The organism is Kribbella pittospori, from assembly GCF_004331465.1.
Taxonomy (GTDB): domain Bacteria; phylum Actinomycetota; class Actinomycetes; order Propionibacteriales; family Kribbellaceae; genus Kribbella; species Kribbella pittospori.
Map to the genome: position 1 here is coordinate 171,039 of NZ_SJKB01000010.1, position 13,609 is coordinate 184,647.

Below are 13,609 nucleotides of genomic sequence, written 5' to 3' on the forward strand. Positions count from 1 at the left end.
AGCGCATGGACGATCCGACCGAACAGAGTCAGTGGCGTGGCCTGCAGCAGTTGCAGGCCCGGATGGATGCCGAGATCGCACGCATCTACACCGAGCGGCAGATCAAGGGCCTGAAGCCGACGTACGTGATGGAGTTGCTGCGGCTGCAGGCCAAGGGGCCGATGACGATCACCGAGCTGGCCGAGTCGGTGGGCCGTACGCACTCGGCGCTCAGCCAGAAGGTGTCCGCGATGCGCACCGCGGGATTGGTCCGGACGGTGCCGGGGACCGATGCCCGCAGCAAGAAGGTCACGCTGACGGCCAAATCCAAGGCCATCGTCGAACTGCTCGCGGCCGAGTGGCGGGCGACGGAGGCAGCGATCACCGAACTGGAGGCGGAGATCCCGTATCCAATGACACAGGTGGTCCGTGACGTCGAGGAGGCGCTGGCGCGAAAGAGCTTCCACGACCGGATCGCGGAGAAGTTGCAGGGCTTCGAGGGCGATCCCTCGCCGAAGCGATGATGCGCGCGTTCATCGACCTGCGCCCGCTGCGGGTCTCGCCGGCGTTCCGGCGGCTGTGGACCGGTCAGATGCTGTCGACCTTCGGTGGGCAGTTGGCCTTCGTCGCGGTGATGTTCCAGGTGTGGGACGAGACCTCGAGTGCGGCGTGGACCGGTGCGGTCGGGTTGTCCAAGGCCCTGCCGATGATCCTGCTCGGGCTGTTCGCCGGCGCGGCGGTCGATCGGTTCGAGCGGCGGCGGTTCTACCTGATCACCACGACCGGTCAGTTGGTCACGGCGGGCCTGATGGCGAGCCAGTTGATCATCGGTTCGGTGCCGGTCGGCGTACTGCTCGGGTTGGTTGCCGCGCAAGCGTCGTTCGGGGCTGCGAGCGGTCCGGTGGCGCGGACCGTGCTGCCACAGTTGCTGCCGCGCGACCTGCTCGCCAGTGGTATCGCCCTGAACCGAATCGCCTTCCAGGGGCCGATGCTGGTCGGGCCTGCGGTGGGTGGCCTCGTGGTAAGTGCCTGGGGGACCGGGGTCTGCTACCTGATCGACTGTCTGAGCTTCGTTGCCGCGCTGTACGGCGTACTCGGTCTGCCGAGATTGCGGGTCGAGGCGGTGGCTCGGGCGGGGTTGCGAGAGGTACGAGACGGGCTGGCGTTCCTGGTGGCGACGCCGGTGATCCGGGGTGCGTTGATCACTGATCTCGCGGCCACGGTCCTCGCGATGCCGGTCAGCCTGTTCCCGGTGATCAACGCGGAGAAGTTCGGCAACGATCCGCGGACGCTCGGGTTGTTCCTGACCGCGATCGCGGTCGGTGGCGTGGCGGCATCGGTGCTGTCCGGTGCGTTCACCCGGCTGCCGCGGCACCGCGTGGTGATGCTGACAGGATCCGCCGCCTGGGGCGTCGCGCTTGTGCTGTTCGCGTTCGCGCCGACGCCCTGGCTCGCGTTGGTCTTCCTCGCCCTCGCCGGTGCCGCCGACACGGTGTCAGTCGTCTCCCGCAGCACGATCATCCAGTTGCACACACCGAATGAATTGCTCGGTCGCGTCACCGCGGCGGAGCAGATCGTCGGTCAGGCCGGGCCGGACCTGGGCAACCTCCGCGGCGGTGTGGTCTCCCAGTTGACCTCGCCGGTGGCCTCGCTGGCGTCCGGCGCAATCCTGTGTCTTGTCGCGGTCGCCGCGGTGGCCGCCAGTACTCCGGGCCTCCGGCAACCAGCGCCCGAGGAGCAACTGGTCGACTAGGCCGGCGGGGTGAGCGCGACCGTGCGGAAGCCGGCGTTGCCCATCGACGACTCGGGGGTGTTCGACGAGCGGGCAGAGTTGCGGTAGCGGTTGCAGTACGAGTCGTGGCACAAGTACGAGCCGCCGCGCATCACCCGGGCCGCGCCGAGGGACGGGCCGCGCGGGTCCTCGCCAGGCGTGAACTTGTAGTACCGCGGACCGAACCAGTCCGCGCACCACTCCCACACGTTCCCGACGGTCTGCCACAGGCCGTAGCCGTTCGGCGTGAACGTGCGGACCGGCGCGGTCGTCAGGTAGCCGTCCTCGAGGTCGTTGCGGTCCGGGAACACGCCCTGCCAGATGTTGCAGCGCCACTCCCCGTCGGGCCTGATCAGCTCGTCACCCCAGGGGTAGCGAGCGCCCTCGAGCCCGCCGCGGGACGCGTACTCCCACTCGGCCTCCGATGGCAGTCGTCGCCCGGCCCACGCGCAGTACGCGACCGCGTCGTTCCAGCTCACGTGCACGACCGGGTGATCATCGAGCCCGTCCAGATCCGACAGCGATCCACCGGGATGACGCCAGTCGGCACCACGCACCCCGGCCCACCACGGCGTACCGGAGGCCGGGCCCATGAAGTCGGCCGGCTTGGTCTGCAAGGCCAGGTGGAACACCGCGGAGAACCCGAAGGTCTCGGCTTCCGTCCGGTACCCGGTCGCGTCCACGAACCTCTCGAAGTCCTGGTTGGTCACGCTCGTCGCATCGATGCTGAACGGCTGGAGCTGGACCTGGTGGACCGGCACCTCGCCGTCGCCGGTGTTGCCGTCGCCGGTCCCGTCACCCATCGCGAACTCGCCACCCGCCAGCGCGACCTGCTCGATCTCATGCCGCCCGGGCTCGGCGGCCGGTACCGGAGGCGGCGCCGAGATCCCCACCACCGGGCGGGACGGCGCGCAACAGGACGGGTGCTCCTCACTCATACCAGCAAGGATAGGTTTACAGCGCTTTCCGCGGTCAGCCGAGGCTGGGTGGGCCCTGCTCGATGCGGCGCAGGACCGGGTCCAGGCGGTAGAAGTCGGTGCCGCCGAGCAGTTGGCGTTCGTCCCACCAGGTGGCGCCGGCTTCGGCCAGCGGCTCGATCAGCGCGCGCGACTGCGCCGGGTCCGCCGGGCTGATCCCGCCGACGATCACGTCGTACGGCGTCGTTGTACCGGCGCCGTTGTCGCGGAGAAACGCGATCAGCTCGCGCACCTCCTCGACCGGGGGAGCCTCGCCGTGGTTGGCGCTGCGGAACAGCGGTACGGCGCCGTCCCAGCGGGCGGCCCGGCGCATCGGAGCCTTGCGCGGCCAGTACCCGGCGAGCCAGACCGGCGGCCGCGGTGTCTGAATCGTTGCCGGGAGCAACGCGACGTCATCGACCCGGTAGTGCTCGCCCTCGTGGTTGACGGTCTCGCCGGACCAGTAGCCGGCGAGCAGGCCGAGCCCCTCGTCGAGCTTCGCGGCGAGCACCTTCGGATCGGTCTCGTCGCCCAAGCTGCCGAACTCGTCGTCGATCGGCCCGCCGAGACCCGCACCGAAGATCACCCGGCCGCCGCTCATCCCGTCCAGCGTCGCGACCTGCCGGGCCAACTGCTCCGGCCGTCGTCGCGCGATCGGGGTCACCAGTGGACCGAGCTTGATCCGCGACGTCGCCAACGCGGCCGCGGTCAGGAGCATCCATGGGTCCCCGAAGGGTTGACCTTTCCGCCGTTCCTTGCTGTGGACGACGTGGTCCCAGACGAAGAGACCGTCCCAGCCGGCCTCCTCGGCGGCGGTTGCCACGCGGGCGACGGTGTGGGCGTCGGCGAAGTCGCCGAAGTTCGGAATGTTGATCGAGAAGCGCACTGTCGCATCCTCACTCATCGAGGCGTAGTTCGACGAAGGGAATAGTGTCGCCGGGCAGCAGGTACGTCTCCAGCTCGACGAATCCGTGTGCCTTGGCGAACCGCAGCCCGTCCTCGTTACTGGCCAGGATGTGCGTCTCGAGGCCGTCGCCACCCAGCTCACGGGCCTGCTCGCGGCAGCGCTGGTAGATCGCCTCGCCGAACCCGCGCCGCCGGTACTCCGGGAGTACTCGGGCGATCACAGTCGCGGCAGCCGACTCCTCCGACGGCGGTCGCACCGTCGAGTTCCCCACCAGTACGTCGCCGTCGTACGCCACCTCGAGGACGTGTCGTGTCACCCGGCCCCGCACGTCTTCGACCGACAGAGGCGCCGTCGGGATGATCTCGTTGTGCACCCGCTGCCAGTCCAGCAGCGTGTCGTCGTCACCCACCGACACGATTCGCAGCTCAGCCATCGCTCCAGCGTAGTAGCGTCCCTCTCGTGCGCATCTTGTTCGTCGGGAACAGCTTCACGTCGCGGAACAACCTGCCCGGACTGCTGAAGGGCCTGGCCGGCGCGCGGGGGATCGACATCGAGCACAAACTGATCTCGGCCGGTGGCGCGTCGTTGCGGCAGCATCTGAACGCCGGGAAGGCGCTAGAGGCGATCGCCGGTGGTTCGTTCGACACCGTCGTACTGCAGGAGCAGAGCACGTTGCCGGTCAAGAGCCCGGCGCGGATGCAGGACAGCGTGCGGGACTTCGACAAGGCGATCAAGGATGCCGGTGCGCGGACCGCGCTCTACCTGACGTGGGCCCGGCGCAACGCTCCCGAAGCGCAGGAGGCCCTGACTTCGGCGTACGCCGGAAGTGCGGCGGAGCTCGGCGCGACCCTCGTCCCAGTCGGCATGGTGTGGGAACGCTTCCTCAGCACCCACGACGAACCCGCACTGCACGACGCGGACAACAGTCACCCCGCGCTCGCAGGCAGCTACCTCGCGGCGTGCGTGTTTCTGATCGCGCTGCTGAACGAGGACCCGGTGGGCATCGACGTACCGGTGAAGGGTCTCGACGCGGACACCGCCGCGCTGCTTCGCCACTCCGCCTGGGACATCTGCCAGTCCCTTGCCGGCTGACTACTGAGGAATGGAGTCCGGCATGCCCGTCCCCGCCGTCGTCCCCCGGTTCCGGGGTGACGCGAAGATCGAGTGGGCCGACCACGAGTACCGCGAACCAGGTGCCGGTGAGTTGCGGCTGCGGATCGCCGCGAACGCCATCTGCGGCACCGACCGGCACGAGTACTACGACGGCAGCCCGATCGTCCCCGGCCACGAAGCCGCCGGCATCGTCGCCGACGCCGGTCCGGATACGACGACCGCGCCGGGCACCCGGGGTGTCGTCTACCTGATGGACTTCTGCGGCGAGTGCCGCAGCTGCCGGATCGGCGCGACCAACCAGTGCTTCGCCAAGCGCGGCGACGTCGGCCAGAACACCGACGGCGGCTACGGCCCGTACGCCGTCGTCCACGAGAGCAACTTCTTCCCGATCGGCGACGAGCTCGACCTGGCGACCGCGACCATGCTGCTCGACGTGATGGGCACCAGCTCGCACGCGCTCGCCCGGGCCCAGCTGATCCGCCCCGACATCGAGAGCATCTTCGTCGCGGGCGCCGGGCCGATCGGTCTCGGGCTGCTGGTGATGGCCAAGGTCCGGTTCGGGGCCGACTTCCCGGTGTTCATCTCCGACGTCAGCAACTGGCGGCGTACCTTCGCGGAGAGCCTCGGCGCGGTCAGCTTCGCGGCGGACGACCGGGATGGCATCATCGCCGCGGGCGCCGACATGAGCTTCGACTCCTCCGGCCGGCAGGCTGCGCGCGAGCTCGCCCTCGCGGCGAGCACCCGGCGCGGCGGACTGATCTGTGTCGGGCACGGCGAGGGTTTGATGCTTGATGTGTCGCGCGACCTGATCGCGCCCGAGCGGGCGGTCATGGGGAGCGAGTACTTCCGGTACGACGAGCTGCCCGAGAACCTCGAGCTCCTCCGCGCCCACACGGACTACATCGGCAAGGTGATCACCCATCGGATGCCGGTGAGCTCGCTGGGCGATGCGTTCGAGCTGTTCTTCTCCGGCCAAACCGGCAAGGTCGTCATCACCCAGGAGCTCGAATGACGGTTCGCGTTGCGGTAGTTGGTGCCGGGCGTTGGGGACGGCAGCACGCCCGGATCTTCTCCGGCCGGTCCGATTGTGAGCTGGTCGCGATCGCGGCGCGGACCCCATCGAGTGCGGCCGAACGGGCGGCGGAGTACCGGACAGCGCCGTACACGGATCTCGACGCGATGCTCAAGGAGACGCGGCCCGACCTCGTCACGGTCTGCCTGCCCAACGAGGAGCACTTCGAGCCGACGCTCGCGCTGATCGACGCCGGCGCGAATCTGCTGGTGGAGAAGCCGCTGGTCTTTGACCTGGCCGAGGCGGACGAACTCCTGCGGCGGGCCGAGGACCGCGGGATCTTCTTCGGGATCAACTTCAACCACCGGTACGCCGAGCCCGTCGTCCGTGCGCAGCGGGCGATCCAGGACGGCGTACTCGGTGAGCTGGTCTTCCTCACCTGGCGGTTCGGTGGCGAGGCGAACTATGGGGATTCGCCGCATGCGAACCTGATCGAGACGCAGTGCCACGGGTTCGACATGCTCGAGCATCTTGGTGGGCCGATCCGGTCGATCGCGGCGCAGATGACTCGAAAGACGTACGGGGCGTACAGCACGGTGGCGCTGGCGCTCGGATTCGAGAACGATGCCGTCGGCACCATTCTCGGCAGCTACGACTCGTCGTACGCCTATCCCGAGACGCACCTGGTCGAGGTCAACGGGACGGGCGGTCGGCTCACGATCCACGACACCGTACGACGTCTCACGCTGTCGCGGGCCGGGGACGAGACGACCAGTGTCTGGGAGGCCGGCTACTTCAACGACGAGGCCCGCTCGTTCCACGGCACCTTCGACCGGCACGTCGACCACATCATCACCGCCCTCCAAACCGGCGCCCCACCCCCCATCCCCGCCACCGCAGGCCGCCGAGCCCTCCAACTAGCCCAAACCGCCATCGCCTCCTTCGAACGAGGCAGCCGGGTGAACGTAGAAGAGTTCGCCTGAATCGGCCACCGCCTTCGGCGGGAGCCGCAGACTCGCATCCTGTGCTGGCGTGCTCGGCGGGACCACCCGGACACCGGGTAGAAAGGACACCACCTTCGGCGGCGACAGTTCTCATGCCGCCTCCGGCGGGACTCGCGAACCCGCATCAGGTGTGTGCGTACTCGGCGGAAACACTCAGCACGGCGCGAATGGACACCGCCTTCGGCGGCGGCTGTTCTGTTGCCCGCCTCCGGCGGGTGCCGCGAGATCGTCGTGCGTGCTGCCGTGGTCGGCTGAGGAATCTGGTCACCGGTGGAATAAGACACCGCCTTCGGCGGAGGCGGTTCGACCACCGCCTTCGGCGGAGGCGGTTCGACTACTGGCTTCGGCGGGAGCCGCGGACTCGAGTCGCGTGCTGCTGTGATTCGGCTAGATCCTCGGACTCGTATGGGGGTAGCCGTGGTCGGGGGGAACACCCGGACACCGGGTGATGATCTGGTGGGACGCGATGTCGGCGAGGATCCCGCCGTTTGGACATCGCCTTCGGCGGCACCCCAGACGGCCAATCGGGCCGTCTGGGGTCGATGTTCAAACAGCGGAGGTTGCGGATCGGCGGCGACCAGCGGATGCGCGGCTCGCGATTCGACCGGACAGAGCACACCCGTCATGGAGTTGCTCACCGAGTGCAGTGCTCCTTTCCCGACAACGCCGACCTGGTGGTCGCCCTGCTAGTCGTTGCTCGAAGCAAATATCTGGGACTCGATTGTCCACAGGACGCTTGGCTGTGGATAACCTCATGTCCCGAGATCCCTTGAGAACAAGGGGTTCTCGGCTTTGGAAACTGTCGGTGGGCCAGTCTAGAGTTCTTGACATGGAGATCCTCGGCGAACGACCCGCCTGGTCGATGAGCGACAGCGAGAAGCTGTCGACTCTCGACGCGGTGATCGCCGAAGTGGCCCGGCTGGAGACCATCAAATGGCAGCTGATCGCGAGCCTCGACCACTCCGGCTACGCCAAGGACCTCGGCGCCGGCGACACCGCCCGCATGCTGACCCACCGCTACCGCATCGACACCACCCAAGCCCACCGAGACGTCCGCGCCGCCACCCGACTCACCAGCCACCCCGCCACCACCGCCGCCCTCCCCGGCCCCAGCCACCCCTTCCCCAACCCAGCCACCGCCGACCCCGCTGCGCCCGAGACAGAGGCTCTCAGCGACCCGGACGCCCCCACGGCCGGCGCCTGGCGCGTCCATCCCGCGCAAGCCGAGGCCATCCTGTCGATCCTGGCCAGGGTCCCCTCGACGGTGCCGGCCGACGACATCGAGTTCGCCGAACGGCAACTGATCAACCTGGCCGCTACCCACACGCCGTCGGAGCTACGCCGCGCGGGCAAGAAGATCCGCGACATCCTCGACCCCGACGGCCCCGAACCGGACGAACAGGCCGCCTACACCCGCGAATCCCTCACCCTGAAACCCGCCGACCGCGGCGTCACCTTCCGCGGCTACCTCGCCAACGAAAACGCCGAACTCCTCCGCACCCTCATCCACGCCCACGCCCGACCCCACAAGACAATCGACGGTGAGCTAGACCCGCGCCCCCGCGACAAGCGCCAAGCCGACGCCCTCACCACCATCCTCAATACCGCCACGACCACCCACCTAGCCACCGGCCCCGCACGCCACAGCCGCACGCCCGCTCAACCCACCATGGCCGCTGACACCGGAGCTGGCACTAGCCACACGTCGAGCGCGCCAACCGCCGCCCACCTGACAGGCGGCGCCGCACGCCACAGTCGTACGTCCGCTCAACCCACCACAGCCGCCGAAACCGGAGCTGGCACTAGCCACACGTCGAGCGCGCCAACCGCCCCCGGCACCGCGGCGAGCAGCGCCATCACGCCGGGTGCCGAGACGACCGCCAGCACACGCACGTTCGCCACCAGCCGTGCCACGACCGCGGGCACCGCCGGGATCCCGACCGGCTCGGTCAGCTCCAGCTCGGACGGCGGCGCGACCGGCCCCGCCCAAGACACGCTCCCCGGCACCAGTGACCTGCGCCGACCCATCGGATCCGTTGCATCGATGGCCGGGGACGGTGATAGCTCGGGTGTGGATGGCGGTGCGGGAGTAGACGGTGGTGCGGGTGTGGATGGTGGGTTCGTGCCGGGGTTCGGCCCGAAGGCACAAATCAGCGTCACCATCGACTTCAACGACCTGCGAGCCGCAACCGCAAACGCGACCGGCGCCCTGGTCTTCGGCGACAACCTGTCCGCCGGGACCATCCGCCGCCTGGCCTGCGATGCCGAAATCGTCCCGATCGTGCTCGGCTCCAAGTCACAACCCCTCGACGTCGGCACCAGCCAACGCCTCGTCACCCGACCAATGCGCCGCGCCCTGAACGCCCGCGACAAAGGCTGCGTCGTCTGCGGCGCCCCACCCATCCAATGCGAAGCCCATCATGTCGTGCCCTGGCTAGACGGTGGCGTGACCGCCGTGTCCAACCTGGCACTGCTCTGCAAACGCCACCACAACGACCTACACTCCGGCCACTGGCACATCCGCATCATCGGCGGCGTAGTCCGCGTCACCCGCCCCACCTGGACTACCCCCACCACGATCCCACCAGGCCGATACCGACCACCCGCCGCGCCCTCAAGTCACCACACCCCACCCTCACCCGCACGCGTCGACCCATGGACCGACAAGCCACGCTCTGGTGATGCTGATGGCACGAGGCCTGGCGGCTGCCCCGAGCCCACCGCACACATGTCCCCACCCCCTCCACTCACGCCCCCACCCTTCGACCCCTGGAACGACGGTCCCGAGCGCGCCGCACACACGCCCACACCAACTGCCCCCTCGCCCCTACCTTTCGACCCCTGGAACGACATGCGCCGCCCTGGTGATGCTGATGAGACGGGGTCTGGCGGCTGCACCGAGCCCGCCGTACACACGTCCCCGCCCTCTCCACTCACGCCCGCCGTACCCTCACCCTTCGACCCCTGGAACGACGGCCCCGAACCCGACGTACACACGTCCACCCCACCTCCACCGACGCCCGCCGTACCCCCACCCTTCGATCCGTGGGCCGACGACGCCTGCGCAGCAGTCGACGCCCAGCTCCCTGCGTGAAACATCAAGGCTGTGCCGATGGTGATGTAGTTGCTGAGAGCAAGCACATCTGGCGGGTGGGGCAGCACTCACCAGAAGTCCTCGAGTCTGCCGACGCGCGGGCGTAGTCGTCGGGCGTCGCGGTTCGGCAGGTGCCGTTCCGCGATGAGCAGAACCTCGATGACCTTGTGGACCTCAGATATCGGGGTGCAACAGCCGTAGAGACCGCATCCTTCGTACCGGGGATCGAAGTCGGGTCGATGCGGGTGACGAACGTAGCTCTCCCAACGTTCGAGGGCGCCGGCAACAGCCCCCAACCACAGGCGCGTGTTCTCGAGCCGAGCTAACACCACCCGCCCGTGCGCAGACAGCCCAGCAAACTCGGACGTCTCGCTGATCATCGGACCATACGTTCTGGTCCGCAGTCGCGCAGCAGAAACCGCGCGCAGTTCAACCGGACGCCTACGCGGCATCCGCCTTGCTGTTGCTAGCCATAGCCGCATCTTCCCACCCACCACTTAAGCGAGTCAGGGAGTTGACCGCCACCCGAGCCCCCGCGGTTGTCTCCCATGGTGGGGAGCAGGTGGGCAACGTTCCTGGACGCGTGTCAGGCCGGGAAACGCGCCTACTTCAACCGAGCTGGCGCTGCTTAATCGTCTCCGAACATTCGCTGATCGGCTGGCATCACCCCGAGTTCCCGCTGGTGCGACCCGTACGCCAATCCCCGTGACCACAGTTGCCTAGCGGATGGCGCCTGCCTCGCGTCCGACCGTGCGCAACGAAGGAGCGCGCAGGCCACCGTTCGGCCACCGGTAAGGCCGGACGATACCCCCGCCGTACGCGGCATCAGCCTGCTAGGAAGGCTCGAGCGGGTCGGAGTGGGAAGATCGCGCCGGATTGGACGCGGCCGGCGTGGGTGGCCATCCGGAAATCGTCGATCGCCAGACTTGTGTGGAGGTGGTTGGCCGGTCTCGACGGCCAGGCCGATCGCGACCGACACCGGAAGGGTGTCGCCAGCCGATGACTCTCTGGGTGGCTAGGTCGATCAGGGTGGGCAGATACAGCCAGCAGTGTCCGGTGTGCAGGCCGGTGATGTCGCCAACCAGCCGCTCACCCGCTACGCAACTGTCCGGGCGAAGTCGGGCTCGAGCAGGTCGGGTGAGTGGACCGATTGTTCGCCGGGGTGCATTGGTAGTTACGTGGCTGCCTTGCCCTCAGCCGATGGTGCGCATCAGGTCCGAGACCAGCGCGACGCTGTACTCATGCCCGTCGCGGATGAGTTGGGTCGCGACCCGCCGGCATCCGAGGGTCTGCTGAGAGCTGTACGGGCAGGCGGCGACTGCCGCCGGAGGCGGCCAGACAGAGCAGTCGCCGCCGGAGGTGGCCGGACAGGGCAGTCGCCGCCGGAGGTGGCCGGACAGGGCAGTCGCCGGCGGAGGTGGCCAAGCAGAACAGTCGCCGCCAAGGGGGTGTCCTGTCTGAATGGCCACCTGGGTGGTCGCCGGTTAGGCGAAGACGTCGGCTAGTAGGTCTGGGGTGAGGGTTATGGGGGCGGGGCGGTAGGTGGGTGGCTGGGTGCCGGTTAGTTCGCGGATCAGGAAGTCCCAGGAGTGTTTGCGGACGTAGGTGAGGCAGTCGATCAGGGTGTGTTCGGCTCCGGGGACGATGAGGAGTTCGAAGTCCTTGTCTGCGGCAACTAGTCGGTCGGCCAGGCGGAGGGTGTGGTGTGGGTGGACCTGGTCGTCCATCTCGCCGTGGATGAGGAGGAGCTTGCCCGCCAAGCGGTCCGCGAGGTCCACGTTCGAGGCAGCAGCCCAAGCCTCGGGGTTGTCGGCACCGTCGTACGTCTCCGCGAAGCCCAGGTTGAAGTAGCGGAGGTCGTGCGAACCGGACATGGCGACGCCGGCCTTGTACACCTCGGGGAAGTCCAGCATCGCCCGCGCGGCCGCGAACCCGCCGCCGGAGTGACCGAACACACCAACCCGATCCAGGTCCATCCACGGCCGGGTCGCGGCCAGCTGCTGCAGCGCCGCGACATGGTCGGCCAGCGAGCCTGCTTCGGCCAAGTGACCGTACGACGCATCATGGAAGGACTTGCTGCGACCAGGAGTGCCACGTCCGTCCAGCGCGATCACCACGAAGCCGAGCGCCGCAAGGGGTTCGGCGTCAAGGCCTATCCCGCCGGGGTCGAAGCTCGGCGCAACCCGGTTGACCTGCGGGCCTGGGTAGAGGGTGTCCACCACCGGATAATGCTGCGCGGGGTCGAACCCGCGCGGCCGGTACAGCACGCCGTACACGGACGTCACCCCGTCGGCCGCCTTGATGCAGAACCGTTCCGGCGCCGTCCAACCGGTGGAGGTGAGCTTGCTGATGTCGGCGCGCTCCAGCTCGACCACCACGCGCCCGGTCCAGTCAAGAACGCGCGACACCGGAGCGACGTCGACCGTCGAGGCAGAGTCGATGAAGTACGCTGGGTTGGGCGCCGGCGTGACGACGTGGTCCAGCTCGTCGTCGGTGACCTTGGCAAATCCGGTGCCGTCCAGTCCGACGCGGCACACCGTACGCCGGTACGGATCGTCGTCGACCAGCCCGGACGCAACGAAGTACACCACTCGCTCGGCCTCGTCGACGCGCAGGATCTGCCGCACCGCCCACTGTCCGGTGGTGACCTGCCCCAGCAGTTCGCCGGAGAGCAGGTCGTAGCGGTACAGGTGACCCCAGCCGTCCCGCTGCGAATACCACAGCACCTCGTCGGCCAGCACCTGCACGATCGGCGGCTCGAACAGCCACTGGTTGGGTTCGACGCGAGTGTCCCCGGTCTCGCTGAGCACAGTGGTGACCGCACCGGTGGTCGGGTCCAGCCGGTACAGGGAGAGAGTGCGCAGGTCGCGGGGTCGGTCGAGGTAGTACACCGCCGAGCCGTCCGGAGCCCACCACGCCCACTTGGCCATGATCGGCGACACCTGCGGCATCAGCAGCGGCTCGGTCTGCGCACGGACAACGGTGCCTTCGGCAACGTTCAGCACGACCAGCTCTGCTTGCGGCATGTGCTCGTCGCCGGGATACGCGTACCGCTGGGTGTGCAGGACCGGTGCGCTGCCATCGGCGGGCCTGGCCTCCACGAGGTGGGTCTGCCGGACGTTGCGCTCATCGGTCCGATGCGCCAGCACCTTCGACGAGTCTGGCGACCAGGCCACCGCGGGCGGCATGTACGGCAGACCGATCTTGCGCAGCAGGGTGCTGTTGCCCGTGCTGGCCGGGCCGGCGCCGTACTGGTAGTCGGGCTCGCCGTCGGTGGTCAGCGCCCACTCGCGCCCATCGGACAGCGAGCGCGCCCACAGGTCGTGCCCGCGCCGGGACACCGCGACCTTGTTGTCGGGCGACGGCACCTCCAGCGGGTTGCCCGGCGGCGTGAACACGGCCCGCTCGCAGGTGTAGGTGTCCAGGCTGCAGCGCCAGTACTCGCCGAAGGCGTCGAACTCGACGGAGTTCCCTGTGAGCGCGATGCCCATGAACGGAAGGGACTCAGGGTCGACGTCTCGACCGGAGACGGAGGTCAGCGCGGCGGCGAGACGGGCGTGGTCGAAGGCCGGTTCGCGAGTGCCTGCGGTCGGGTCGACCAGGACGAACCGCTTGCCGGCGCCGTTGCTCACGGCGTACCAGAACCGGGCGCCTCCGTCGATCCACTGCGGCCTGACCTTGTCGCCGACGACGAGCTCGCCGGGGCGGGCGGGCCGGCGGAGGAGCTGCTCCGCGGCTTGGTAGTCCTGCGTGGTGGTCATTCTCTGGGTTCC

10 protein-coding genes are annotated in these 13,609 nt (G+C 68.6%); 6 read left to right on the forward strand and 4 right to left on the reverse strand.

Features of this window, described 5'->3' with window-relative positions:
• The first annotated feature begins 5 nt into the window (after positions 1–5).
• The gene (locus E0H73_RS29625) at positions 6–503 is read left to right on the forward strand and encodes a MarR family winged helix-turn-helix transcriptional regulator (RefSeq protein ID WP_202867614.1); all 498 of its coding nucleotides are present in this window, start codon (positions 6–8) and stop codon (positions 501–503) included.
• Positions 503–1,732: an MFS transporter gene (locus E0H73_RS29630; protein ID WP_238164364.1), complete on the forward strand. Its 1,230-nt coding sequence runs from the start codon at positions 503–505 to the stop codon at positions 1,730–1,732. Before E0H73_RS29625 ends, E0H73_RS29630 begins: the two co-directional genes overlap by 1 nt.
• Here the strand turns inward: E0H73_RS29630 and E0H73_RS29635 are convergent.
• From E0H73_RS29635 to E0H73_RS29645, 3 genes are read right to left on the reverse strand one after another with little or no spacing between them, the layout of a single operon-like run.
• Positions 1,729–2,688: a formylglycine-generating enzyme family protein gene (locus tag E0H73_RS29635; protein ID WP_202867615.1), complete on the reverse strand. Its 960-nt coding sequence runs from the start codon at positions 2,686–2,688 to the stop codon at positions 1,729–1,731. The two genes, E0H73_RS29630 and E0H73_RS29635, sit on opposite strands and share 4 nt — an antisense overlap.
• A gap of 34 nt (positions 2,689–2,722) precedes the next feature.
• Positions 2,723–3,610 (reverse strand): LLM class flavin-dependent oxidoreductase, encoded by an 888-nt coding sequence (locus E0H73_RS29640; RefSeq protein WP_202867616.1) that lies wholly within the window; start codon positions 3,608–3,610, stop codon positions 2,723–2,725.
• Positions 3,603–4,046, reverse strand: coding sequence for a GNAT family N-acetyltransferase (locus E0H73_RS29645; protein ID WP_131361888.1), 444 nt, complete (start codon positions 4,044–4,046; stop codon positions 3,603–3,605). Before E0H73_RS29645 ends, E0H73_RS29640 begins: the two co-directional genes overlap by 8 nt.
• A gap of 26 nt (positions 4,047–4,072) precedes the next feature.
• On the opposite strand from E0H73_RS29645, the gene E0H73_RS29650 reads away from it, so the two are divergent.
• From E0H73_RS29650 to E0H73_RS47425, 4 genes are all read left to right on the forward strand, one after another.
• Positions 4,073–4,705: an SGNH/GDSL hydrolase family protein gene (locus tag E0H73_RS29650; RefSeq protein WP_131361889.1), complete on the forward strand. Its 633-nt coding sequence runs from the start codon at positions 4,073–4,075 to the stop codon at positions 4,703–4,705.
• 22 nt (positions 4,706–4,727) lie between these two features.
• Positions 4,728–5,738 carry an alcohol dehydrogenase catalytic domain-containing protein gene (locus tag E0H73_RS29655; RefSeq protein WP_131361890.1) on the forward strand — a complete coding sequence of 337 codons (1,011 nt, stop codon included), beginning with the start codon at positions 4,728–4,730 and terminating at the stop codon, positions 5,736–5,738.
• Entirely contained in the window at positions 5,735–6,721 is a 987-nt protein-coding gene (locus E0H73_RS29660) for a Gfo/Idh/MocA family protein (protein ID WP_131361891.1), read from the forward strand. The genes E0H73_RS29655 and E0H73_RS29660 overlap by 4 nt, the downstream gene beginning before the upstream one ends.
• Before the next feature lie 850 nt (positions 6,722–7,571).
• Positions 7,572–9,836, forward strand: coding sequence for a DUF222 domain-containing protein (locus E0H73_RS47425; RefSeq protein ID WP_238164365.1), 2,265 nt, complete (start codon positions 7,572–7,574; stop codon positions 9,834–9,836).
• A gap of 1,484 nt (positions 9,837–11,320) precedes the next feature.
• On the opposite strand, the gene E0H73_RS29670 is transcribed toward E0H73_RS47425, so the two are convergent.
• A complete protein-coding gene (locus E0H73_RS29670; RefSeq protein ID WP_131361893.1) occupies positions 11,321–13,597 on the reverse strand; it encodes a S9 family peptidase in 2,277 nt (758 codons plus the stop codon).
• Between the last annotated feature and the right edge of the window lie 12 nt (positions 13,598–13,609).

What these genes read in the sequence shown, in the direction of transcription:
- E0H73_RS29625 (WP_202867614.1), top strand. Translation starts at nt 6, where the DNA reads ATGGACGATCCGACCGAACAGAGTCAGTGGCGTGGCCTGCAGCAGTTG.
- E0H73_RS29630 (WP_238164364.1), top strand. Translation starts at nt 503, where the DNA reads ATGCGCGCGTTCATCGACCTGCGCCCGCTGCGGGTCTCGCCGGCGTTC.
- E0H73_RS29635 (WP_202867615.1), bottom strand. Translation starts at nt 2,688, where the DNA reads ATGAGTGAGGAGCACCCGTCCTGTTGCGCGCCGTCCCGCCCGGTGGTG.
- E0H73_RS29640 (WP_202867616.1), bottom strand. Translation starts at nt 3,610, where the DNA reads ATGAGTGAGGATGCGACAGTGCGCTTCTCGATCAACATTCCGAACTTC.
- E0H73_RS29645 (WP_131361888.1), bottom strand. Translation starts at nt 4,046, where the DNA reads ATGGCTGAGCTGCGAATCGTGTCGGTGGGTGACGACGACACGCTGCTG.
- E0H73_RS29655 (WP_131361890.1), top strand. Translation starts at nt 4,728, where the DNA reads ATGCCCGTCCCCGCCGTCGTCCCCCGGTTCCGGGGTGACGCGAAGATC.
- E0H73_RS29660 (WP_131361891.1), top strand. Translation starts at nt 5,735, where the DNA reads ATGACGGTTCGCGTTGCGGTAGTTGGTGCCGGGCGTTGGGGACGGCAG.
- E0H73_RS47425 (WP_238164365.1), top strand. Translation starts at nt 7,572, where the DNA reads ATGGAGATCCTCGGCGAACGACCCGCCTGGTCGATGAGCGACAGCGAG.
- E0H73_RS29670 (WP_131361893.1), bottom strand. Translation starts at nt 13,597, where the DNA reads ATGACCACCACGCAGGACTACCAAGCCGCGGAGCAGCTCCTCCGCCGG.